At 69.3% G+C, this 22,778-nt stretch carries 21 protein-coding genes; 3 read left to right on the plus strand and 18 right to left on the minus strand.

Features of this window, described 5'->3' with window-relative positions; genetic code table 11:
* Nucleotides 1-21: 21 nt before the first annotated feature.
* Nucleotides 22-1,023, plus strand: a complete 1,002-nt coding sequence (locus MUN76_RS00265) for a LacI family DNA-binding transcriptional regulator (RefSeq protein WP_244686118.1) — start codon at nucleotides 22-24, stop codon at nucleotides 1,021-1,023.
* Nucleotides 1,024-1,159: 136 nt separating this feature from the next.
* On the opposite strand, the gene MUN76_RS00270 is transcribed toward MUN76_RS00265, so the two are convergent.
* The 8 genes from MUN76_RS00270 to MUN76_RS00305 all read right to left on the minus strand — a co-directional run bounded on the left by MUN76_RS00270 (nucleotide 1,160) and on the right by MUN76_RS00305 (nucleotide 10,543).
* On the minus strand, nucleotides 1,160-2,149 hold the full coding sequence (locus MUN76_RS00270; RefSeq protein WP_244686119.1) for a sugar ABC transporter substrate-binding protein: 990 nt from the start codon (nucleotides 2,147-2,149) through the stop codon (nucleotides 1,160-1,162).
* Nucleotides 2,146-3,201 carry an ABC transporter permease gene (locus tag MUN76_RS00275; protein WP_244686120.1) on the minus strand — a complete coding sequence of 352 codons (1,056 nt, stop codon included), beginning with the start codon at nucleotides 3,199-3,201 and terminating at the stop codon, nucleotides 2,146-2,148. The genes MUN76_RS00270 and MUN76_RS00275 overlap by 4 nt, the downstream gene beginning before the upstream one ends.
* On the minus strand, nucleotides 3,198-4,205 hold the full coding sequence (locus MUN76_RS00280) for an ABC transporter permease (protein ID WP_244686122.1): 1,008 nt from the start codon (nucleotides 4,203-4,205) through the stop codon (nucleotides 3,198-3,200). The genes MUN76_RS00275 and MUN76_RS00280 overlap by 4 nt, the downstream gene beginning before the upstream one ends.
* Nucleotides 4,202-5,695, minus strand: a complete 1,494-nt coding sequence (locus MUN76_RS00285; protein ID WP_244686124.1) for a sugar ABC transporter ATP-binding protein — start codon at nucleotides 5,693-5,695, stop codon at nucleotides 4,202-4,204. The genes MUN76_RS00280 and MUN76_RS00285 overlap by 4 nt, the downstream gene beginning before the upstream one ends.
* On the minus strand, nucleotides 5,692-6,744 hold the full coding sequence (locus MUN76_RS00290; RefSeq protein WP_244686126.1) for an aldose 1-epimerase family protein: 1,053 nt from the start codon (nucleotides 6,742-6,744) through the stop codon (nucleotides 5,692-5,694). Before MUN76_RS00290 ends, MUN76_RS00285 begins: the two co-directional genes overlap by 4 nt.
* Before the next feature lie 2 nt (nucleotides 6,745-6,746).
* Entirely contained in the window at nucleotides 6,747-8,000 is a 1,254-nt protein-coding gene (locus MUN76_RS00295; RefSeq protein WP_244686127.1) for a cupin domain-containing protein, read from the minus strand.
* 255 nt (nucleotides 8,001-8,255) lie between these two features.
* Nucleotides 8,256-9,719 carry a xylulokinase gene (gene xylB, locus MUN76_RS00300; RefSeq protein ID WP_244686129.1) on the minus strand — a complete coding sequence of 488 codons (1,464 nt, stop codon included), beginning with the start codon at nucleotides 9,717-9,719 and terminating at the stop codon, nucleotides 8,256-8,258.
* Nucleotides 9,716-10,543 (minus strand): class II fructose-bisphosphate aldolase, encoded by an 828-nt coding sequence (locus tag MUN76_RS00305; protein ID WP_244686131.1) that lies wholly within the window; start codon nucleotides 10,541-10,543, stop codon nucleotides 9,716-9,718. The genes xylB and MUN76_RS00305 overlap by 4 nt, the downstream gene beginning before the upstream one ends.
* 113 nt (nucleotides 10,544-10,656) lie before the next feature.
* On the opposite strand from MUN76_RS00305, the gene MUN76_RS00310 reads away from it, so the two are divergent.
* On the plus strand, nucleotides 10,657-11,598 hold the full coding sequence (locus MUN76_RS00310; RefSeq protein WP_244686133.1) for a 1-phosphofructokinase family hexose kinase: 942 nt from the start codon (nucleotides 10,657-10,659) through the stop codon (nucleotides 11,596-11,598).
* A gap of 14 nt (nucleotides 11,599-11,612) precedes the next feature.
* On the opposite strand, the gene MUN76_RS00315 is transcribed toward MUN76_RS00310, so the two are convergent.
* The 8 genes from MUN76_RS00315 to MUN76_RS00350 all read right to left on the minus strand — a co-directional run bounded on the left by MUN76_RS00315 (nucleotide 11,613) and on the right by MUN76_RS00350 (nucleotide 19,979).
* A complete protein-coding gene (locus MUN76_RS00315) occupies nucleotides 11,613-12,950 on the minus strand; it encodes an FGGY-family carbohydrate kinase (RefSeq protein ID WP_244686135.1) in 1,338 nt (445 codons plus the stop codon).
* A complete protein-coding gene (locus tag MUN76_RS00320) occupies nucleotides 12,947-14,008 on the minus strand; it encodes a class I mannose-6-phosphate isomerase (RefSeq protein ID WP_244686137.1) in 1,062 nt (353 codons plus the stop codon). Before MUN76_RS00320 ends, MUN76_RS00315 begins: the two co-directional genes overlap by 4 nt.
* 73 nt (nucleotides 14,009-14,081) lie before the next feature.
* The gene (locus MUN76_RS00325; RefSeq protein ID WP_244686139.1) at nucleotides 14,082-15,092 is read right to left on the minus strand and encodes an ABC transporter substrate-binding protein; all 1,011 of its coding nucleotides are present in this window, start codon (nucleotides 15,090-15,092) and stop codon (nucleotides 14,082-14,084) included.
* 48 nt (nucleotides 15,093-15,140) lie between these two features.
* Entirely contained in the window at nucleotides 15,141-16,175 is a 1,035-nt protein-coding gene (locus MUN76_RS00330) for an ABC transporter permease (protein WP_244686141.1), read from the minus strand.
* Between the two features lie 2 nt (nucleotides 16,176-16,177).
* Entirely contained in the window at nucleotides 16,178-16,951 is a 774-nt protein-coding gene (locus MUN76_RS00335; RefSeq protein ID WP_244686143.1) for an ATP-binding cassette domain-containing protein, read from the minus strand.
* Nucleotides 16,952-16,954: 3 nt separating this feature from the next.
* The gene (locus MUN76_RS00340) at nucleotides 16,955-17,686 is read right to left on the minus strand and encodes an SDR family oxidoreductase (RefSeq protein WP_244686145.1); all 732 of its coding nucleotides are present in this window, start codon (nucleotides 17,684-17,686) and stop codon (nucleotides 16,955-16,957) included.
* Nucleotides 17,687-17,739: 53 nt separating this feature from the next.
* Nucleotides 17,740-18,513 carry a class II aldolase/adducin family protein gene (locus MUN76_RS00345; RefSeq protein WP_244686147.1) on the minus strand — a complete coding sequence of 258 codons (774 nt, stop codon included), beginning with the start codon at nucleotides 18,511-18,513 and terminating at the stop codon, nucleotides 17,740-17,742.
* Nucleotides 18,510-19,979, minus strand: a complete 1,470-nt coding sequence (locus MUN76_RS00350; protein WP_244686149.1) for a rhamnulokinase — start codon at nucleotides 19,977-19,979, stop codon at nucleotides 18,510-18,512. The genes MUN76_RS00345 and MUN76_RS00350 overlap by 4 nt, the downstream gene beginning before the upstream one ends.
* Nucleotides 19,980-20,139: 160 nt before the next feature.
* Here MUN76_RS00350 and MUN76_RS00355 point away from each other — a divergent pair, with 160 nt between their 5' ends.
* Nucleotides 20,140-20,901, plus strand: coding sequence for a DeoR/GlpR family DNA-binding transcription regulator (locus tag MUN76_RS00355; RefSeq protein WP_244686151.1), 762 nt, complete (start codon nucleotides 20,140-20,142; stop codon nucleotides 20,899-20,901).
* An 18-nt stretch (nucleotides 20,902-20,919) separates the two neighbouring features.
* Here MUN76_RS00355 and MUN76_RS00360 read toward each other — a convergent pair whose 3' ends face one another.
* Both MUN76_RS00360 and MUN76_RS00365 read right to left on the minus strand, forming a co-directional pair.
* Nucleotides 20,920-21,690, minus strand: coding sequence for an SDR family oxidoreductase (locus tag MUN76_RS00360; protein WP_244686153.1), 771 nt, complete (start codon nucleotides 21,688-21,690; stop codon nucleotides 20,920-20,922).
* A 159-nt stretch (nucleotides 21,691-21,849) separates the two neighbouring features.
* The gene (locus MUN76_RS00365; protein WP_244686154.1) at nucleotides 21,850-22,638 is read right to left on the minus strand and encodes a DeoR/GlpR family DNA-binding transcription regulator; all 789 of its coding nucleotides are present in this window, start codon (nucleotides 22,636-22,638) and stop codon (nucleotides 21,850-21,852) included.
* Nucleotides 22,639-22,778: the final 140 nt, after the last annotated feature.

Below are 22,778 nucleotides of genomic sequence, written 5' to 3' on the forward strand. Positions count from 1 at the left end.
CGCGATCCGAGGTGATGGCCCGTGGCGACGATTCGTGATGTCGCCCAGCTGGCCAACGTGTCCGCAGGCACGGTGAGCAACGTGCTCAATCGCCCGTCCTACGTGCGGGCCGAGACGCGCGAGCGGGTGATGCGCGCGATCGCCGAGCTCGAGTTCGTGCCCGATCAGCGGTCGCGCCAGTTCCGTCCGGGGCGCACGCGGGCCATCGGGATCACGGTCGCCGAGCTCGGCAACCCGTTCTTCGTGGACGTGGCGCTCGGAGCGGAGGAGACCTGCCGGGAGCACGACCTGGGGGTGGTGCTCTGCAACAGCTCCTACGACCTGCAGGTGGAAGCGCAGAACCTCGATCTGCTGGTGCAGCAGCGCGTGCAGGGGATCATCATCTCGCCCGTGGACGAGAAGAGCCCGCGTCTCGAGATGCTCAAGGACCGCGGCGTGCCAATGGTCTTCGTCGATCGGGTCGGCGACGACCGGGACATCTGGTCCGTCGTCGTGGACGACCGCGAGGGCGGTCGGCTCGGCGCGCGGCACCTCATCAGTCAGGGGCACCAGCGCATCGCGTTCCTCGGGCACCCGCACCGCTCGCCCAAGGTCCGCATGCGCTATCAGGGCGCCCGGGAGGTCGTGAACCAGTCCGACGGCGACATCACACTCGAGGTCGTGACCACGTCCTCGTGGACGGTCGATGAGGGACGTAGGATCGGCGCTCTCCTGGCCGCACGTCCGCGCGACAAACGGCCGACGGCGGTCCTCTGCGCGAACGACATGCTGGCGCTCGGATTGATGCAGGAGCTGGTGCACGCCGGGTTGAACGTGCCCGGCGAGGTGGCGGTCGTCGGCTACGACGATCTCGAGTGGGCGGCGCTCGGCACCGTCCCGCTCACTACGATCGCGCAGCCCCGCGCGCTGCTCGGCCGCACCGCCGTCGAGATGATGCTCCGCTTGATCGACCGCTCGGGGCCGCTCCCGGAGGCGAACCACATCGTGCTCGCCCCCGAACTCGTCATCCGCGAGTCCGCCTGACTCGCGCGGGGGTTTGCCTGAGTCGCGCGGGCCCCCGCCCGCATCGCGCCCGAATCGCCTCCGCGGACGCCGAACGGGCGGGGCATCCGGAGACGGACTCCGAATACCCCGCCCGTTCCGGGAGCGGGTCGCCTGCTTAGAACGCCGGCTCGACGTCCTCGACGTTCTCCGCGGTGACCACGGTCAGCGGGATCGGGATCCGCGCCTCGACCGTCTCGCCGTCCGCCGCGCGGACGATGGTCTCGAGCGCCAGCTTGCCGTCCTCGACCGGGGACTGCACGATCGTGGCGAAGAACTGACCGGCGCGGATGGACTCGAAGGCGTCCTTCTGCCCGTTGATGCCCACGATCGGCGGGATCGCCGCCGGGTCCTTGCCGGCCTCGGCCCACGCGTCGATGAAGCCGCGCGCCATGGTGTCGTCGTTCGCGTAGACGCCGTCGATGTCGTCGCCGAAGCGAGTGATGAGGTCGCGGCTCGCGACGAGCGCCTTCTGCTGATCGAAGTCGGCGTTGACCGTCTGCAGCACCTCGATGCCGGAGCCGATCTCCTCGAGCTGCTCGGTGAACCCGTCCGTGCGTCCGATGCTGGTGCCGTTGCCGGCCTGGCCGGCGATGATCACGACGCCGCCGGTGCCGCCGAGGGCCTCGTCCATGGCGTCAGCGGAGAGGACACCCTCCTCGTAGACGTCCGGTCCGGTGAAGCTCGCGACGAGCTCGAGCGCCTCGTCGTCCATCGGGGAGTTGATGAGCACCACCGGGATCCCGGCCGTCTGCGCCTGGATCAGCCCGGGGATGTAGGCCTGAGGATCGAGCGGCCAGAGCACGATGCCGTCGGGGTTGCGCCCGATGCACGTGGTGAGCTGCTCGGTGCCGGTCTGGACGTCGAAGTCCTGGCTGAGCATCGTGACCTTCGCGCCAGCCTCGTCGGCCGCGGCCTGGAAGGCCTCGTTCGCCGGCGTGGCGTAGGCGTGCGATTCGGCAGCGGTGATGTAGCAGATCTCCTTGCCCGCTCCGCCCGACGCCTCGGCGCCGTCGGAGTCTGCGCTGGAGCCGCCGCCCGTGGCGCATGACGCCAGCAGCAGCGCCGCCGTCATCGCCGTCCCTGCGGTCAGTACCTTCTTGATCATGCGGGTGTCCTTTCGGTTTCTTTCGGTTGAGCAGCGTCCCTCGTCGGTGAGAAGCGCTGGACGAGCGCTCGGAGCGACACATCAGTGCCTCTCCGCGCGTGCGTGAGTCGGTCGAGCAGGATGAGGATGAGCAGAATCGCGCCGGTGACGATGTCCTGGACGTACGCCGGGATGCTCTGGTACTCCATCGCGGTGGTCAGCGCCGCCAAGGTCAGGAGCCCGCCCAGCGTGCCGAGCGCGGAGCCGACGCCGCCCTCCAGGCGGGTGCCGCCGATCACCACCGCGGCGATCGCGGTGAGCACGATCGTGTCGCCGAAAACGGGGGAGCCGGTGTTCGAAGCGATCCCGAACGTCACCCCGGCGAGCCCGGCCATGAATCCGCTGAACATGAATGCCCCGAAGAGGTACCAGTTCGAACGGATCCCGCTGGCGGCGGCGCTGGTCGCGTTGCTGCCGACCGCGAAGAGGTTGCGGCCGGAGACCATGCGGGTCAGCCAGACGTGGAGCAGCAGGATCAGGGCCAGGAAGATGAACACGCGGGTCGAGAGGGTGCCGAGCAGCGGCTGCGTGAGCGGGATCCCGAAGAACGGATCGATGCCGCTCACCGGTCGCGAATCGGTGATGAGGTGGCAGATCGCGCGGAAGAGTAGCATCGAGGCGAGGGTCGCCACGAGCGAGTTGATCTTCAGCACCACCACCAGCACCCCGTTGACGCAGCCCGCGAGCAGGCCGACACCCAGGCCGACGAGTGCCGCCGGGATCTGGCCGAGCTCACCCTGCAGGCCGACGCTCGCGATGCCCGACAGTGCGAGGATCGCCCCGCCCGAGAGATCGAGTTGGCCGGCGATCAGGACGACCGTCAGGCCGATCGCGATCAGGCCCATGGTCGCGACCCGGTCGGCGCCGAGGCTGAGCGTGCGGGCATCGAAGAATCCGGGCACAAACGTGGCGGCGATGGCGAGCGTGGCGATCAGGATGACCACGACGCGGTAGCGGACCAGGCCGAGGAACGCGATGGTCCACCCGCTGGGAGCCAGTGCGGTTGCGCTCATGAGCGGCCTCCCTTCCGGCGGAGATAGATATCGAGTGACACGGCGAGCACGATGAGCAGGCCCTTGGCGATGCCCTGCACGGCCGTCGGCACTCCCTGGAGCACGAGGATGTTGTTGAGCAGGGCGACGAAGAGCAGGCCGCCGAGCGCGCGGGGAATGCTGCCCGATCCGCCCAGGAGGCTGATGCCGCCGACGACGACCGCGGTGATGGCGTCGAACTCGTAGCCGATGCCGATCGCCGGGCGAGCGGTCTGGAGCGTGATCCCGAGCAGTGCCCCGGCGAGGCCGCTGAGCCCCGCGGTCAGGATGAACGCCGTCGCCCGGGTGCGGGCGAGGGGCACCGCGCTGGCGCGCGTCGCGTCCGGGTTACTGCCGGCGGCGTAGACCCAGCGGCCGAGCGAGGTGCGCGACAGCACCAGGTGACCGAGCAGCGCGACGATCAGGAAGATGATCACGATGACCGGGACGCCGAAGACCCGGCTGTTCAGGAACGCCTGGGCCTCCGGGTCGGAGCCGTACACGATCACCCCGCCGACGCTCCACTGGGCGACGCCGAGCACGATGGTGCTCACGGCGAGGGTGGTGATGACCGGATTGATCCGCGCGTAGCCGATCAGCACGCCGTTGACCACGCCGGCACCGGTCGCCGCCAGGATCCCGACGCCGGCCGCAGCCGCCGTTCCGATGGCGGGCTGGAGGCTGAGCGTGAGGATCGCGCCCACCGCCACGGTGGCGGGAACGGAGAGATCCGCGAGGCCCCGGGTGATGAAGACGAAGGCCATGCCCACGACGATGACGCCGAGGATCGAGATGTTGATGAGCACGTTGACGAGATTGCCGGCGGTGAAGAACCGGTCGGACAGGATCGTGCCGATCACGAGGAGCAGAACGATGCCGAGCGGCATGCCGATGAGGGGGCCGAGTCGGGCGCCCAGGTTGGCGCGGGTCACGCGGCTCGTGCCGGGCACCCCCGTGGTCGTGGTGTCGAGCAGTGTGTCGCTCATGCGGGAACCGCCTCTCCGGTTGCAGCGTGCATGACGGTCGCCTCGTCGGCGTCGGCGCGCGCGATCTCCGCGGAGATGCGCCCCTCGTGCAGGACGTAGATCCGATCGCTCACCGCGAGCACCTCGGGAAGCTCGGAGGAGATCAGGAGGATCGCCGTGCCGGCGGCGGCGAGCGCACCGATGATCTCGTGGATGTCGGCCTTGGCGCCGACGTCCACCCCTCTCGTGGGTTCGTCGAGGATCAGCACCTTCGGCTGCGTCGCGAGCCACTTCGCGATGACGACCTTCTGCTGATTACCGCCGCTCAGCGTGTCGACCGCGCGCTCGATCACGGGCGGGGAGACGCCGAGCGTCGCCACCTGCTCCCGGGCGAGTTCGCGCTCGCGCGGCCGGGAGATCCAACCCATCCGACCGAGGTCGGAGAGGACCGGGAGCGAGATATTGTCCTTGATCGAGGCCGACGGGATGATGCCGTCGCGCTTGCGATCCTCGGGGACGTAGGCGATGCCCGCCTCCGTGCCCTGGGCGGGGGTGCGGGCGTGCACCGCCGCGCCGTCGACGTGGACGGTACCCGCGTTCGCGCGGTCGAGGCCGAAGATGGCGCGCGCCACCTCCGTGCGCCCCGCACCCACGAGCCCGGCGAGTCCGACGATCTCGCCGGCGCGGACGTGCAGCGAGACGTCTTCGAACGCGCCCTGGCGGGTGAGTCCCTCGACCGCCAGCACCGTATCGCCGATCGGCACCTCCCGCTTCGGGAAGATGTCGGTCAGATCGCGACCCACCATGAGGCGGATCATCTCCCCGGCGGTGAGCCCCTCGGCCGGTCGGGTCTCGATCTGCTGCCCGTCCCGCAGCACCGTCACCTGGTCGCCCAGGTCGAGCACCTCGCGGAGGCGGTGGCTGATGTAGATGATGGCGATCCCGTCGGCGCGCATGCGGCGGACGATGTGGAACAGTGCCTGAGCCTCGTGCTCGCTGAGCGAGGACGTGGGCTCGTCGAGCACGATGATCTTCGGGCGGAGCGCATAGGCCTTCGCGATCTCGACGATCTGCTGCTGGCTGACCGTCAGAGAGCCGAGGATCGCGCCCGGGTCGATGCGCGCGTCGAAGGCGTCGAGCACCGCCTGCGCGGACTCGGTCAGCGCCTTGCGCTGCACGAACCCGAGGCGCGACGGGGTCGAGCCGAGCATGATGTTCTCCGCGACGGTCAGGTCGGGGACCAGGTTGAGCTCCTGGTAGACCATGCCGATCCCGCGCTTGCGGGCGTCGATCGGTCCGCTGATCCGGGTCTCGACGCCGTCGAGGAGGATCGCACCGTCGTCGGGCTGGTAAACGCCCGCGAGGATCTTCATCAGTGTGGACTTCCCGGCACCGTTCTCGCCGACGATCGCGTGGACCTCCCCGGCCCGAGCGACGAGATCGACGTCCGCGAGCGCGCGGATGCCGGGGAACGATTTGGAGATGTTCCGCATCTCCAGGGCCGCAGTCATTGGGAACTCCCTTCCGTGCCGGGCGTCGTCGACCGGCTCCCGCTCAGGTGGAACTCGAGGTGGTAGCTCACACTCGTACCGGGGGCGATGCGAGGCAGCGCGTTCTCGGCGGCGGCGGCGGCGCGGCCCCGGCTCCAGTCCACGTTCGTGGGCTCGAGGCCGAGCACGTAGTGGCCGTCGCCGAGCATCTTCCACTGGTGCAGCGCGGGCAGACCCTCGGTGTCGAACCGCAGCGCGAGGCGTGTGTCCTGCGCCGGATTGTCGACGGAGACCTCGGCGAGGCCGCCGCCGCTGAAGTCGTGCTTGAAGACCTGCTCCGCGTACCCGGGCGTCGGCGGCTGCAGGTCGAACCAGTCGGCCATGCCCTGCTCCGCGGCCGCATCCCGGGGGGACACCGCGTGCGAGGGGATCCGCAGCGTGGCTCCCTCGTCGAGCAGCGGCCAGCCGATGTTGGCGTGGTACAGCACCATGTGCCCCGCGTCGGCGCTGGACTCGTTCGTCACGGTGTCGTCCACGAGAATGGTGCCGCTGCCGAGCGGCACGGTGATGCGCCGACGGAGCAGGAGATTCTCGCCGAAGACCGTCGCCTGGCGCACCTCGCCCTCGACGACGAGCGCCTCGTCGGTCACCTGCGCGCGCGTGACGTGCGCCGGCACCGTGCCCACCCGTCCGTGCATGGGGTAGTCCACGCCGTCATCGCGGCTCGCGGGGCCGTAGGCGTCGAGCCCGCAGGTGGCGAGCAGGCCGCCCCCGAACGATCGGAGCCACTCGGTGCCCGCGTTGACCGCGAGGGCCGGCGCCACGAACCCGGTGGGGGAATGCCACGCGATCGGCACGCCGCGATAGCTCACGGCGCCGATGTCGAGCGCGCGATCCGGCAGCAGGTCGACACTCAGCCCACCGCCCGAATGGAGAGTGATGCGACGCGCACCGCGTGCCGGGCCCTGCGTCTCGCTGACCTCGTCGATCCGGGCGAGCTGCCGCAGGTCTCCGACGCGTTTCCGGGCCTCCCCTGCGGGGAGCCCGTACAGCTGGGGTTCGCCGGGCACGGTCAGAGGCCCAGCTCGGCGCGTTCGGCCGCGAGCTGGCGGTTGCCGGGCCCGAAGTGCTTCAGGATCACGAGGTCGTCGGTCGCCGAGGTGTTCGTGACGGTGACGCCGGCCTCGGCTGCGCTGGAGGTCACGAAGAACTCATCGCTCGAGAACTGTCCGTAGCGAATGCTGGAGATCGCGGCGATGTGCTGCGACCCGATGGTGCCGTGGCCGGCGACGGCGATGAGTCCGTGGGCCTCGCGATCCGCGATCTGCACCGAGCCGCCGGGGGCGACGGTCAGTTCCTTGGCGCTGAAAGAGGGGGACCGGTAGGTGATCCAGCGCTCGACGAACTCGGGGGAGCCCTGGCGGCTCTCGATCGTCTCGACCGGGGGTGTGAAGCGGTGGCTCCAGAATTCGGGATCGACGTTGCGCTCCCAGTCGACGAGCTCCACGATGAAGTCGAGGTCGCCGACCTTCTCGGCGGGCACGTCCTTCCAGAGCAGCTCGTCGGGTACCTCACGGTTGTTCGACCAGGACTCGGTCATCGCGAAGACATCGCACGCGGCCTGCGGCTCGTAGGTGCACATGCTGGCAGGGGCGTGCAGGATCCCGGCCGGTACGTCCCACCCGGTGCCCGGCGTCGTGCGATAGGCCTTCGACAGGTCGGTGATGCGGTTGTCGCCCCCGCGGAGGAAGCCGGCGAGCTTCTCCTTGAGCTGATCCCGGGTGACCTCCGGGTGCAGTCCGAAGAAGGTGTACGGGAATTGCCCGCCGTGATTGTTCATCTGCGGCGGGAAGTAGTAGGCCTCGGGCTTGCCGGGCTTGCCGACGAGGGCAGCGTGCTCGTCGCGGTGGTGGATGTGGAACGGGAGCGGGAACTCGTTGTCGAAGAACTTGGAGTACATGGGCCAGAGGCCGTGGCTCTCCCAGAGGCCGCCGATCGCGTCGCCGCGGGTGTGGGCGATGAACTCGTCGAGGGGGATGACCCCGCCGTCGGGATCGCGCACGAGGCTCATGCCTTCGAACGGATCGGTGCGCGGGCCGTTCTCGGCGCGGATGGCGCTCGCGAGCCAGCGCTCATCGATGCCACCCCGCTCCTTGCCGAGGGGGAAGTAGTCGTCCGGGTGGAGCCGGATGCGACGGCCCGGGGTGCAGAACGCCCGCGGCACCCACGTCGGAGCGAGTCGGAGGACGCCTCCGGCATCGTTCATCGCCCGTTCGATGGCTGCTTCGGATCCGGTGACGTTCTCGTATGGGCCGGCGTGAGCCATATCTCCACTCCTTTGTGAGGTACTGCGGTGTTCGGTGCGATGTTCGTGCGATGTGTTGCTCAGTGGTTCATTGAACCCCGTATGTTTCAATGAAGCTAGCAGACTCCGGGCGGAGGCACAAGTGGGCGAGCAGCGTTCGGCGTCATCCGGACCCTCAGTGGGGCGGTGGAGCGTCTCTCGACGGTGCTGCGGCAGGCTCCAGCCCTCGTCCGGCGTTATTCGCCCGACGAGGTCTGCCCGCCTCCGTCCGCCCGGCTATGCCCGCCGGTCGAGCGCAGTGACGGCCGCGACCTCGTGGTATCGCGCATAGCGCTCAGCCGCGCCCGTTCCGGCTCGCGGATCCAGGCATCGGCTGCCCTCGGGACGCCAGAGGGCGCCGAGCTCGCGCACCGTGACTCCCTGCGCCACCGCGGCCGCTTGCACCGCTGCGCCGCGCGCGACGGGTTCGGCGACGTCGACCAGGTGCACCGGGCGGCCGATCGCGTCGGCGAGCAGCTGGGGCGTCGCGGCGGAACGGCTTCCGCCGCCGATGGCGTACACCCTGCCGTCGAGCGGGAAGCCGAGCCGGGCAATGCCCTCGGCGCCGGCGAGCAGGCCGAACACCACACCCTCGACGGCGGCACGGGCGAGGTGTTCGCGTGTGGTCGCCGTGGTGAGGTCGGCCAGCAGGCCGCTCGATCCCGGTCGGTCGGGGGTGCGCTCGCCGTCGAGGAAGGCGGCGAGCACCGGGCCCCCGGATCCCGCGGCCAGCGCGAGTGCCGAGAACGTCTCGCGGTCCGTGCCGAGCAGTGAGGTGAAGGTGTCGGTGACCTTCGCCGCGTTGAGCGTGCACACGAGGGGCAGGAACCCGCCCGTGAGATTCCCGGTCCCGCTGACGGTGCCGGTCGGATCGTGCAGCGGGCGCTCCGTCGTGGTCACCACCACACCCGAGGTGCCGAACGAGAAGATCGACTCGCCCTCGGTGATCCCGAGCCCGAGGGCGGAGGCGTGTTGGTCTCCGGCTCCCGCGCTCACCGGGATGCCCGGTCGGATTCCGAGTTCCGCCGCCGCGGCCGCTGACACGCTCCCGGTGATCCCCTCCGGCGGCAGCACCTCCGGGAGCATCGCCGCCCAGTCGGTCCCCGGGTCGATCCGCTCGAGATGGTCGAGGCGGTATCGATTCGCCACCGGATCGAAATACCCCGTGCCCGAGGCGTCGGACCGATCGGTGCGATACGCGCCGGTGAGTCGAAAGCCAAGGTAGTCGTGCGGGAGGAGCATCGTGCGCATCCGTGAGAACGCCTCGGGCTCGCGCGCACGGAACTGCGCCACCTTCGCGATGGTGAACGCCGCCGTCGGCAGCGACCTCGTGGTTTCGACGAACCTGTCCGCTCCGATGTCAGCGATCAATGCGGCAAGATCCGGGGCGGCCGTCGTGTCGTTCCAGAGCTTCGCGGCTCGGATCACCGCGCCTGAGGCGTCGAGGGGGACGAAGCCGTGGCACTGTCCCGCGATGCCGATCGCATCGACGCGGACTGCGGGAGCGGCGGCGAGCGCTCCGGCGAAGGCCGTGACCAGCGCACGCCACCAGTCGTGCGGATCCTGCTCGCTCACCGGCGGCCGGGTGGCCGGGTGCGGTGCACTCCCGGAGGCGATCAGGCGGCCGTCCTCGCGGGCGCGCAGCTCGACTTTGCAGGCTTGGGTCGAGGAATCGACCCCCGCGACCACCGGTATCGTCACCGCGCTGCTCCGATAACCGTCGTCAGCAGGCGCTCGACTTCCGCAGCGACGGCATCGCGCGCGGGAGCGAGGTAGCGGCGAGGATCGACGACTGCGGGGTCGTCGAGCACACCCCGGATCGCCGAGGTGAAGGCGACACCGAGCGCGGTGCCGACGTTCACCTTCACGATGCCCGCGGCGATGGCGCTCCGAATCCCGTCATCGGAGACCCCGGAGGAGCCGTGCAGCACCAGCGGTACCGGAACGGCTGAGGCGAGGCGGGAGATCAGGTCGAGGTCGAGCATCGCGTCTCGCGTGGTCATCGCGTGCTGCGATCCGACCGCAACTGCGAGCGCATCAACTCCCGTGTCGGCCACGAACGCTGCCGCCTCCTCGGGATCGGTGCGTACCCCCGGCGCATGGGCGCCGAGCTTGCCGCCGATCTCCCCGAGCTCGGCCTCGACGCGCACCCCGGCTGCGTGCAGGGCCTCGGTCACGGCTCGGGTCCGTGCGACGTTCTCCGCGAACGGCAGGGCCGCGGCATCGAACATCACCGATCCGAAGCCGAGCTCCGGGGCCCGCAGGGCGAGGGACTCATCGGTGATGTGATCGAGGTGCAGCGCAACCGGGACACGCGCGGCGATCGCGGCGGCGCGCGCGGCCGCGGCGACAGGCTCCGGCGCGCCGTGGTAGGCGATGGCGTTCTCGCTGAGCTGCAGGATCAGCGGTCGCTCCGCGCGCTCCGCTCCGGCGACGGCCCCGGTGATGTGCTCGATGGTCACGATGTTGACGGCCAGTACGCCGGTCCGGCGCGAGTCGGCGACCAGTGCTGCCGATGCGATCATGGGGTTCCTCCTGGGAGTGCGGGGTGGTGACGGGTGCTGGAGCGCGAGGATCGGACGATGCGGCGTGCTCGGGTGCTCTCACGAACGATACGGGGTCGGGATACGATAGAACCGTGCTCATCACGGTGACCCCGGCCCCCGCCATCGACTGGACGCTCGAGGTCGATCACTTCGACTTCGGTCTGGTGCACCGCGCGCGTTCGGAGCGGCGCGAGCCGAGCGGCAAGGGCGTGAACGTGTCGGTCGCCCTGCATCGCGCCGGGCAAGGGACGCACGCCGTGATCGCGGCGACGGGGGAGGGCACCGACTTCCTCAGCCGGGAGCTCGAGGCACTCGGCGTCTCCCACTCGTTCACCCCGGGTGGACCGGTGCGCACCAACGTCACGCTGCTCGTACCCGGCAGACCCGATACCAAGATCAATACCGGCGGCAGCGCGCTCGACACGGCATCGTGCGACGCGCTGGTGCGGAGCCTCGACGCGCATCCAGCGGCGACGGCTGTGCTCACCGCCGGCAGCGTTCCCCAGGGGACCGACGTGGCACTGCACGCCCGTGTCGTGTCCGCTGCTCGGCGACTCGGTCGCTACACCGCGGTCGACACCTCCGGCGAGGCCCTCGCCGCCGCTGTTGCGGAGGGGCCCGATCTCGTGAAGCCCAACGTGCACGAGCTGGCCGAACTGACCGGGTCGCAGCCCGCCACGCTCGGTGACGTACGCCAGGCGGCGCGAGCCCTGCGCGCGGATCACGGCGTCGGTGCGGTGCTCGTGAGTCTCGGTGCCGACGGCGCGCTCCTCGTGGACGATACCGGGGAGATCTGGGCGGGGGCCACCCCCGATGCGGTGGTCAACGCCGTGGGTGCGGGGGACGCGATGCTCGCAGGCTATCTCGCAGCGCGAGGCGACCGGATGAGCGCCGTTCGCACGGCGGTGCGGTGGGGTGCATCGGCTGTCGCCCACGAGTCGACGCTGTTCGAGGTCCTGCCCAGCGACCGTCTTTCGGAGTGGAGCACCACCGAGATCGATGCGACGCGCCGGGTCGGGGACGACACCGACTGACCGCGCGGACCGGCTCACCATGCCGAGCTCGTCACACTCCGCCAAAGTCCCGCCGCCACTCCGGCGAACAGCGCCGCCCCGCGCGAGCCCGCCTCCGCGAGCTCGGGCACCTCGACGGTGCCGAGGCGGCGCCGCTTCGCGTCGATGAGCGCCGTGCTCGCCGTCCACCCTCCCACCGCGATGACGCGACGACTCGGGCCGGAGCTCGCCGACATGCAGGCATCGAGCCGTTGCGCCTCAGCGGTCACACCCTCGACGGCGCCGCGCCAGATCATTTCGGGCGCCAGGCCATCCCCGACGAGTGCGGCGATGCGGTTCGCCGGGGTCGCCGAGTCGATGCGCACCGACGGTGGGGGGAGGGCGCGAGCAGCCGCGTCCAGTCCGAGCGAAACGTCGCGCACTCCGATCGCCTCGAGCGTGCGGCCGAGCGCACGACCGCCCTCCGTCGCGCCGAGCAGACACCAGTGCCCTGGCAGGGCATGCCAGCCCACGGTGATCCCCGCGCCGGTCAGCGCGGTGATCGTGCTCGGCGCAAGGCCGGGGTTCGCGGTGCGCACGAGCGCTTCCGCGGTCCCGCACGAGTCGAGGACGTCACCCGAACTCCAGGCCCCGGCGCCCACCGCGGCCACCTGGTGATCGTGTCCGGCGACCGCGATGCGCGCCCCGGTCAATCGCGAGTGGACCGCAGCGGTGACCGCGCCGAGATCGGTTCCGGCGTCGGTGAGGTCGGGCAACCAGCTGCGCCGGACACGTGAGAACTGCAGCGCCGCGTCCCACCACTCGCGGCGAGCCAGGTCGAGCCAGCCGGTGCGAGACGCGAGGGACGGTTCGCTGGCCGCCCGCCCGCCGAGCGCGTAGGCGATCCACTCGGCCACGCTCAGGCGACGGCGCGCTCGGCTCAGATCGAGGTCATGGGAGAGCCATCGGCTCTTCGTGAGCGACCACTGCTGCGCGCGGGGCAGGCCCGTGACCGCGGAGAATCCCTCGGCTCCCAGTTCCTCGTCGAGGGCCTCGAGTTCCCGCGCATCGCGTGTGTCGTACCACGCGATCACCGGAGCGATCGAGCGGTCTTCGGCGTCCAGGAGCACTCCCGACTCGGCGAGGCTCGCCACGCCGACACCGATGACACGCCCCTCCGGCGCCGCATCCAGCGCCGCGGCGAGGGCCGCGAATGCGGCGTCGCGGAGGGATGCGGCCGTCGTCTCGGTGCCCGTGGCGGTCGTGCGCCAGTGCGTCGCGGCGCGGCCCGTTGCGAGCGGACGACCGTCGGAAGCGAACACAACGGCCTTCGCGCTGGTCGTCCCGATATCGAGACCCACGAGCAGCGCCGCCGTCATGCCGGAGGCCGTCATGCCGCTCTCAGCGGCGGTGCGGGACTGCAGAGCACGACATCGAGCGTCGCATCGATGCGCAGCGGACCGGCGTCGTGGCGCACGAGCAGGACCGAACCTCGACCGACCGTGCACGAGTCGGCGGCGGTCGACAGGCGCCCGGTGCCGCCGAGGACCACGGCGATCGAGAACGCTGCGGGCACCTCGGTGGAGCCGGCACCGGCGTCGGGCCTGAAGCGCAATGCGGTGTAGAAGTTGTCGGCCGCGTCGGGAAAGAGCTGCTGCGCGCGGCCCCTGGAGGAACGTGTAGCCCGCAGTTCGTCGAGTTCTTCGCTCTCGAGGGTCTCGCGACGAAACACGGAGAGCGCGGTGTCTCGCGAGATCCCGAGGAGGGCCGATGAACGGTCGATGCCGGGATAGCCCTCGTACTCGAGAAGTATCGAGAGATCGGTGGGCTGTTGCAGCTCCAGCAGGGTGATTCCTGGGCCGATGCCGTGCGGCAGACCGGCGGGGACGTGGAATGTGTCACCAGGAGCAACTGGAATGCGGTGCATCGCCTCCGTCATCGCGGCGACGTCTTGCTCCTCGAACCACTGCGCGAGTTCGTCCCGGTCGACGTCTCGACGAAAGCCGAGCAGCACCTCGGCCGGGTGCGCCGGATCGATGTCCAGGATCAGCCAGGATTCGGTCTTGCCGCACACCCCCAGGCCGTGCCGCGTGGCGAAGGCGTCGTCGGGGTGGGCGTGGATGAACAAGCGGCCATCGGTGCTGAGGAGCTTCGTGAGCACGCCGCACTGTCCGACGGGGAGTGTCTCGGCGAGATCGGCACCCAGAAACCCGACCGGATCCTCGGCGAGCGCCTCGCGCAGGGGCCGCCCATCGGGCAGCACCGTCAGACCGACGCCCCCTCCGGCGAACACCTCCGTCGCCGAGCCGAGGAAGTCTTCCGGCACATGGGAATCCGGTTGTTCGATGCCGCGGAATCGGGCGATGCCGCTGCCACCGAGATAGGGGCGAGCGGCGGGCTGGTTCGCCGACAGCTCGATGATGCCGGGAAGTGCGGGGATGGGGGAGTGCATGGGGTCTCCTGCATGCGGGGGACGGGGACGGTGCCCGGAAGGGGCGGCCGGGGAACCGGCCGCCCCGGGGTGACTAGCCGCAGGATTCCTTGTAGATGGCGTCCTGCATGCTGTCGAGGTTGTCCGCGGTGAGGACCACGGTCTCCGTGCCGATCTCGGCGACCACGTCGCCGCCGGTGAGGTAGGCGACGGCCTGCTCGACGGCCTGCGTGCCGATGTCGCTCGGCTTCTGAGCGACGAGGGCCTGCACATCGCCGCGTTCGAGCTGCTCGACCTGGGTCGCGCCGGCATCGAAGCCGACGATCTTCACGGTGCCCTGCGCGTTCGCATTACGGAGGCCGGTCGCGGCTCCCTGCGCGGCGAACAGGTTGGTCGCGAAGATGCCGGTGAGATCGGGGTTCGCCGCGAGCGCCGCCTGCACGATCGAGGCCGCCTTCGCGGGATCGTTGTCGTTGATCTGCGCGCCGAGGTACTCGATGCCCTCGTGCGTGGCGATCTGATCCTCGAAGCCCTTCTGGCGGGCATCGGAGGTCGACGCGCCGGCCTTAAACGCGATCACGAGCACCTTGCCTTCGTTGCCGACGAGCTCGGCGAGCGCGTCGGCCGCGGCCGCGCCACCCTGCTCATTGTCCGTCGCGACCGAGGTGAACGCGAGCGACGGGTCGTCGAGCGTGGTGTCGACCAGGCCGACGGGAATCCCCGCTTCGACCGCCTGGGTCAGCGGCGGCTCGAGGGCCTTGCCGTCCGTGGGAGCGATGAGCAGGGCGGCGGGCTTCGTGGCGACCATCGAGTTGACGATCGGCGTCTGCACCGCGGCCTCGAACTGGCCGGGGATCTGGGCGGCGACCTCCATGTCGTACTCGGCCGCAGCGTCTTCGATGGCGCACTGCATGGAGATGTAGAACGGGTCGTTGACGCCGGGGATGAATCCGATGGTCTTGCCGGCGAGATCCGCGGTGCTCAAGGCTCCGCTCGACTCCTCGTTTGCCGCCTCGGACTGCTGGCTTCCGGTGGTGCAGGCGGCGAGCGAGACGGCCAGAGCCGAGACCGCGAGAAGCGCCGCGCTGCGCTTGACGATATTCATGGATGAGTGCCTTTCGTGGGTGATGGGTGGTGAATCGGAGAGTGGAGGTTAGCGGTTGTTCTTGCGTCTGCGCATCTGATCGAGGTACACGGCGCCGAGCAGAACGGCCCCGACGGCGATCTGCTGCCAGTACGGGCTGACGTTCAGGATCACGAAGCCGTTCTGCAGGATGACCGGGATGAACACGCCGATGACCGTGCCGATCATCAGCCCGCGCCCGCCGAAGAGGCTCGCGCCACCGATGACCACCGCAGTGATCACGGAGAGATTGTCGGTCGAGTGCCCGCCCAGGGTGGTGGTCGCGAAACGCGCAACGGAGAGGTAGCCCGCGAGACCGGCGAGAAGGCCCGCGATCATGTAGACCTTGACCAGGTGTCGGTCGACGTTGACGCCCGTGCGCCGGAGCGCCTCGGCGTTCGACCCGACCGCGTAGGTGTAACGGCCGAAGCGCGTCTGCGCCAGAATGATCCCGAAGACGATCGCGACGACGAGTGCGATCACGGCGAGGATCGGAACACCGAGGATCCGGCCGGAGCCGATCGTGTCGACCAGCTCGAACGGGACGTTGCGGACATCGACGCCGCCCGTGAGCAGCAGGGCGGCGCCCAGCGACGCTCCCATTGTGGCCAGGGTGACGATGAGCGCCGGAATCTTGGCCTTCGCGACGAGCAGCCCGTTCACCACGCCCCACGCGGCCCCCGACACGAGGGCGACCGCGAGTCCGATCAGCAGGGTCAGCGGCGAGCCGTCACCGATCGCAGACATCGTCATGGCGGCGGTCACGCTGGAGAAGACCAGCACGCCGCCGACCGAGAGATCGATGCCCGCGGTGATGATGACGTAGGTGGCCCCGGCCGCCATCACGAGCAGGATCGCCGCGTCGGTGAGCAGGTTGATGAAGTTGTTGACGGTGAAGAAGGCTCCAGGACGCAGCACACCGAACACGATCACCAGCGACACCATGGCGAGGAAGAGGCGGAAGGTGTCGCTCGTCACGACTCGTCGCCAGAACGGCGGACGCTGGTACAGATCTGCGGAGCCGATCACGGCGGTGGACATGGTCTCCTCATTGGGGGCGATCATGGTTACTTCCCTTCCTTCTCGCCGCTCGTCATCGCCGCGACGAGATCATCGACGGAGGTGGTGGCCGCGTCGAACGTCGCGACGCGCTGACCGAGCCGGAGCACCTCGACTCGGTCGCTGACCTCGAGCACCTGAGGCATGTTGTGGCTGATGAGGACGACGGCGATGCCGGCGTCGCGCACTCGGCGGATGAGCTCGAGCACCTGCTTCGTCTGGACCACGCCGAGAGCCGCGGTGGGTTCATCCATGAAGATGATCCGCTTCGCCCACATGGCCGCGCGGGCAACGGCGACCGACTGCTTCTGTCCGCCGGACAGCTCGGCGACCGGAGCGGTGATGTCTTTGAGCTTGACCCCGAGATCCGACATCTCGCGCTCGGCGGTGTCGAGCATGCGCTTGCGGTCGAGGAACCCGAGTGCACCGAGCACGCCGCTGCGCATCAGCTCACGGCCCAGATAGAGATTCGCCGCGGGATCCAGATCCTGCGCGAGCGCCAGGTCCTGATAGACGGTCTCGATGCCGTAGCGGCGGGCGTCGTGCGGGTTCTCGAAGGCGACCGGCTTGCCGTCGAAGCGGATCTCTCCCGAGTCCGGACGGATGGCGCCGGCGAGCATCTTGACGAGCGTACTCTTGCCGGCACCGTTGTCGCCGATGAGCGAGACGATCTCGCCGGGGTAGACGGTGAAGTCGGCGCCGCGCACCGCGCGGACGTGACCGAAGGACTTCACGATGCCGCTCGCCTGGAGCAGCGGCTCGCGCTGGGCTGTGGATGTCATGTCTCAAATCTCCTGTGAGGTGGGGAGGATCACCAGGTCGCGGATGTTGACGTGGCGAGGACGGGTCAGCATGAAAAGGACTGCTTCGGCGACATCCGTCGAGTCGATGCCCCTGGCGGCGGCGATCTCGGCAGCAATCTCCGTGGCCGCGTCCTCACCGATGCCCCAGAGCTCGTTGAGGACGACGCCCGGGGCGATCGCACCCATGCGAACCCCGGTCCCGACGAGTTGGCGTCGCACGCCGTGGGTGAACGACTGCATGGCGTGCTTCGATGCCGAGTAGACGGGCTCCCAGTGAATTGCCTGATGCCCCGACACCGAACTCGTGACGATGATGTCGCCGGAGCCGGCGGCGATCATGGCGGGCAGCGCTTCGCGGACCAGCGCCATGGCGCCGAAGACGTTGACATCGAGCAGGGCGCGCACCTCCGCGAGGTCGGCCTCGGCGAAATCGCCCGGAAGATAGAGGCCGGCGTTGGCGAGGAGCACGTCGATGCTGCCGAAGCGGTCCGTCGCGGCACCGATGATCTCCGATGCGCCGCCGTCGGCGGACACGTCCACCGGCACGGCCAAGTGCTCCCCGGGCAGCGACTGCGCGACCTGGCGCAGCCGCTCCGCGTTCCGACCCACGAGAACGACGCTCGCCCCCGCGTCGGCCAGTGCCCGCGCGTAGGCGCGGCCGATCCCGGAGCTCGCCCCCGTGACCACTGCGGTTGTTCCAGCAAGCTGTTCCATTGCTCGCCCCTTCCCTGTGCGCCGTTCTGGATCCGGCGTCGTTCGATGTGTGATCATCCGATTTCGCCCGCCAGCATCGTGCGCCGTAGCAGCTCGTCGGGGCGGGTGTCGATCCGCGAGGCGTGTGCGTCCGAGAGGAACACCGGGCCTCCGATCGACAGTGCCGCGCCGAGGACCTCCGCGCACTTGACGGTCATCTGGGTGATCGAGAGCGCCTCTTCGGCGGATCCCGCGAGCGCGAACACTCCGTGGTTGCGCAGGTAGATCACGCGCGGGCGCTCGCCGTGCCGATCGATGTGCTCGCGCAGGGCGTTGGATACCGCGCGGGCAAGGGGCAGGCCGGGATCGATATAGGGGACCATCAGCGGGTGGCGCCCCATCACGACGATCTGGTCGGGGAACAGCGAGCCCTCGATGAGCAGATCGGCGCGATCCGAGCACAGCAGCGCGTTCACCGGCACGGGGTGGGTGTGCAAGACGGCATCGACGCCGTCCAGACGTTGGCAGACGGCGTGCAGCACGGACTCCACGGAAGGTCGCCCGCGGCCCCACGTGGTGGCTCGACTGAAGAGCTCGCGCACGAACTCGTCGTCACCCTCGGGTCCCTCGTCGATCGCCGCCCAATAGCTCGGGAGGTCGACCTCGACGAAACTCTCGGGCCCGGCTTCGCTCATCGAGGTGCCCGTGGCCTTCACGAGCATGCGATCATCGGCCGTGCGGAGCGAGGTGTTGCCCTCTGCGAGGATGGCGAACTCGCGTTCGGGATCCCCGGCGCGTCGGGTGAGGTCCACGATCTCTGCGATACGAGAGTGGGCAGTGTCGGTCATGCGGGGGTCTCCTTGACGAGTGCGGTGTCGGTCGTCGGGTAGTGGCGGACGTGGGCGTCATCGAGAGCGTCGAACACCTCGGCGGGATGCGAGACTGCGCCGTCTGCGGCCGCCTGGATGGCGACGGTGCCGATCGCGGTCGCCTCGGCCGGCCCGGCGATGACGGGGAGGCCAGTTAATTCCGCGGTGAGACGGCACAGTCGATCGTTGCGGGATCCTCCGCCGACGATGCGGATGCGTGCGGGCTGCACCCCGGTGAGCGCGACAGTGTCGCGGACACCGGACGCGTAGGCCGCGGCGAGACTGTCGATGATCGCGTGCACGACGCTGACGCGGCCGTTCGGCAGCGCGCGACCGGCCGCGATGCAGAGCGCGCGCACGCGCGTCTCCATCGGCCCGGTTCCGAACAGTTCGGGCGCAGAGGTGGTGAAGGTTCGGGGATCGAACGGCAGACGCTGTACGGATTCGAGCAGCGAAGCGAGATCGGGGGATCCCCACTCTCGCAGGCACTCCTGCAGGATCCACAATCCGGTCTGATTCTGCAGCAGCAGTGTGCCGGTGGCGCCGTGTTCGTTCGAGAACCCCCGCAGCCGCGCTTCCTCGGTGGTGAGTGGAGCGGCGAGCGCGGCCCCGACGAGTGACCAGGTGCCGCTGGAGATGAGGACCTCTGCGACGCCGTCGCGAGACGGATCGGCGAAGGCGAACGCCGCGGCCGTGTCGTGCCCCGCGCAGCGGAATACCGTCACCTCGGCGCCGAGGCCGGTCGCGCTGCGCGCCTCGGAGGTGAGCGGGCCGACGACCGACCCCACGGCGTGCACGCGGGGGAGCGCGTCATTCGAGACCCCGACCGCCGAGGACAGTTCCGGAGTGAATGCCGGGGTATCCGCCCGCAGCAGCTGGCTCGTCGACGCGATGGTGGGGTCCGTGCCGGTCTTCCCCGTGAGCCAGTAGACCCAGAGGTCCGGCACGAAGAGGAGCGTCCGTCCGTCCGCCGTTCCGAGCGTCGACTCCGCGCTCAAACGAAGCGCCGTGTTGATCGCGTGGTCGGGGATCCCGGAGAGAGCGTATACCGATTCGACCGAGAGCGGCCGCCCGGCGACGACCGGCGCGGGATCGGGCGCGCCGCGGTAGCTGCGAACGGGCAGCTCCGCTCGCCCGTCCGCGTCGACCAGGGTCCAATCGACGCCCCAGGAGTCCACTCCGATCCCGGCCAGGCGATATCCCTCGGACTCGCACGTCGCTCCGGCGCGGCGCAGACCGACGAGCGTCTCGGCGTACAGATGCTCGACGTCCCAGACGTCGACGCCCTCCATCTCGGACACCTCGTTCGCGAAGCGGTGCACCTCCGTGAAGCGCCAGCCCGCATCGCCGTCCGGGACGCCGAGCACCACGCGTCCACTCGACGCCCCGAGGTCGACGGCGGCGTAGGCGCGTCGCTCTGGAAGGGCTGCGGAGGGGGCTTGCATGTGCGGATCACGTCCTTGTGAGGTTTCCATCGTGTGTCGAAGCAATGTTATATCCTGTTGCTTCTCACACCAAATGTAATTTTTACGCGAGCATCTAGAATGAGCGCAGAGCGGTGCGGCCCGGAGCGGTCGGCGCCGAAGGCAAAGGAGTGCAGCGCCGATGGTGGTAAACAGTACGTTCGATACCGAGCGACGCCGCGATTCGATGACGGAGCGGCTGACCCGGGATGGGTCGCTGCTCGTCAACGACGCCGCCGGCGAGTGGGGCGTGCACCCGATGACCGTGCGCCGGGATTTCGAGTACTTCGTCGATCAGGGCATCGCGAAGCGGGTGCGAGGGGGGATCATCGCACTCCGCGGAGACAGCTTTCGGCATCGCCGCCACCTCAATGCCACGGCAAAAGACGCCATCGCGATGAAGATGCTCGATCTCGTCGAGTCGGACTCCGTCATCGCGCTGGACTCATCGACGACCATCAGCGTGTTCGCGGAGCGGCTGACCAAACTGCGCGGGGTGACGGTGATCACCAACGGGCTTCCCGCGTTCGAAGCGTTGCGGGGCCGCGACGGCATCCAGGTCTTCCTCACGGGTGGCGAGCAGGAGGTGCAGAACGACTCGCTGGTCGGCCCGCTCGCGGAAGCTGCGCTGTCGCACTTCCTGATCGGCACCGCCTTCGTCTCGACGATGAGCCTCGATCCGGGAGTCGGCGCGGGCGAGAACACCCTCGCGCAGGTGTCCTACAAGCGTGCGCTCGCCGCCCGATCCGGCAGGCTCGTCCTCGCGATCGACGCATCGAAGCTCGGCACCCAGGCGCGGTTCCGATCATTCGATTTCAGTGAGATCGATGTGCTCGTCACGGACCTGGGACCGAGCGATCCGCGGCTCGACCCGTATCGCGACCTCGTCGGGGAGATCCGATAGCTCGTCGGCCGGAGGGCCCTAGATGGCGGTGTACCCGCCGTCGATGATGAGGTCCTGACCCGTGATGTAGGTCGAAGCCGCAGAGGCCAGGAAGAGCACCAGGCCGTGCAGATCGGCCGGTTCGCCCATGCGTCCGGCCGGGATCCGTGCGATCCAGTCCCGGGCGAGCTCAGGATTCGCCTCGGTGAACTGTCGGGTCATATCCGAGAGGAAGTACCCCGGGGAGATGGAGTTGACGCGGATCCCTGAGGGGGCCCACTCGACGGCGAGCGACTTGGCAAGGTGCGCCACTGCGGCCTTTGACGCGTTATAGGAGGCCTGGAACTGCGGGACGTTGACGATCGATCCGGACATCGACGCCACGAGCACCGCGCTGCCGGTGAGGCCATCGCGCAGGAGGCTGCGAGCGAACGCTTGGCTGGCGAAGAACGTCCCATCGAGATTCACCGACATGACGCGACGCCACTCCTCTGCTGAAACGTCGACCGAATCATTCCACGCGGTGATGCCGGCCGCGGTGATGAGGGTGCGCGGAGTGCCGAGCTGATCCGCGGCCTCCGCGAAGGCTGCGGCTACCGCGGCCTGATCCGTGACGTCGACGCGGAGGCCGACGGCGGAGACTCCGTGCTCGTCGGCCAGCCTCGTCGCCGAGTCCGAGACCTCCGGCAGCACGTCCAGGAGGGCGACCGATGTTCCTGTCGCGGCGAGCGCACTGGCGAGCGAGTAGCCGAGACCGCGTGCACCCCCCGTGATCACGGCCGGACTGGTCGCGGTTGCGTGCTGCTCCATGCTGATCTCCTCTGATCTGGCTATGTTCGAAACTGTTACTTATTCAGTGATAGCACAACCAAGACCGCATTGCACGGTGCACTCGGGCGCGCGGGTCTGGAGCCATGCGGGCGAGGCGCGCCGCGGGGCCCGGACTCGCGTTCTCCGAGGCGAGGGCGACTACGGGGCCGTCGACCCCGCCGGCACGTGAACGCGGTCCACGGCCACACCGTGGGCGCGCCACGCCTCAGCGGTCGACTCGGAGAACCCGTCGTCGGTCACGAGATGCGCGACCGCCGACGCGGGTACGACGCTGTGCTGCCCGAAACCCTCGGACTTCGACGAGTCGAAGAGCCCCACCACCCGGTGCGCCGTCGCGGCGATCGCGCGTTTCGTCTCGGCCTCCGAGAACGAGCGCTCGAGGAGACCGTGCTCAATCGACAGCGCGGCGGCTCCGAAGAATGCGGTGTCGATCCTGCCGTAGCCGCGAAGCAGCTCGGGTGGGAACCCCACCGTCGAGTACGCCGTTCGCCGCACGCTGCCCCCGAGTAGGACCACGGAGAGCTCGCTGCGTTCTGCGAGCTGGGTCGCCACGCGCAGGGAGTTCGTCACGACCGTAATGTCGGCCCGGTCGACGAGTTCGAGCGCGAGGTAGTAGCCCGTCGATGATGAATCGAGTGAGATGACGGCGTTCGGGCCGATGAGCTCCGCAGCTCGCCGCGCGATCGCGCGCTTCGCGGCAACGCGGTGCCCGAGTCGGACCGCCCACGGCCCCTCCTCGGACGAGCGCAGGCGCGCGCCACCGCGCAGGCGTTCCACCAGTGCGCTGTCCACCAGGTGGTCGAGGTCCTTGCGGATGGTGACGGCGGAGACCCCGAGGGCCTCGGCGAGGGCCCCCACGGGCACCTGTTCCTGGCCCTCGAGCAACCCCAGGATGCGCTCGCGTCGCTCTGGTGCAGTTCGGATCATGATTGCTCACTCTACCCGGGAGATCGACGTCCGACACCTGCGGACGCCTGCGAATGAAAACTCATTTGCTTTCGAATGAAATGCTATGATCTTGTCTTCGAAAGCAACTGTGTCTATCGTGGACGCATACTCCGAGCTTG

It is taken from the genome of Leucobacter rhizosphaerae (assembly GCF_022919175.1).
GTDB lineage: Bacteria > Actinomycetota > Actinomycetes > Actinomycetales > Microbacteriaceae > Leucobacter > Leucobacter rhizosphaerae.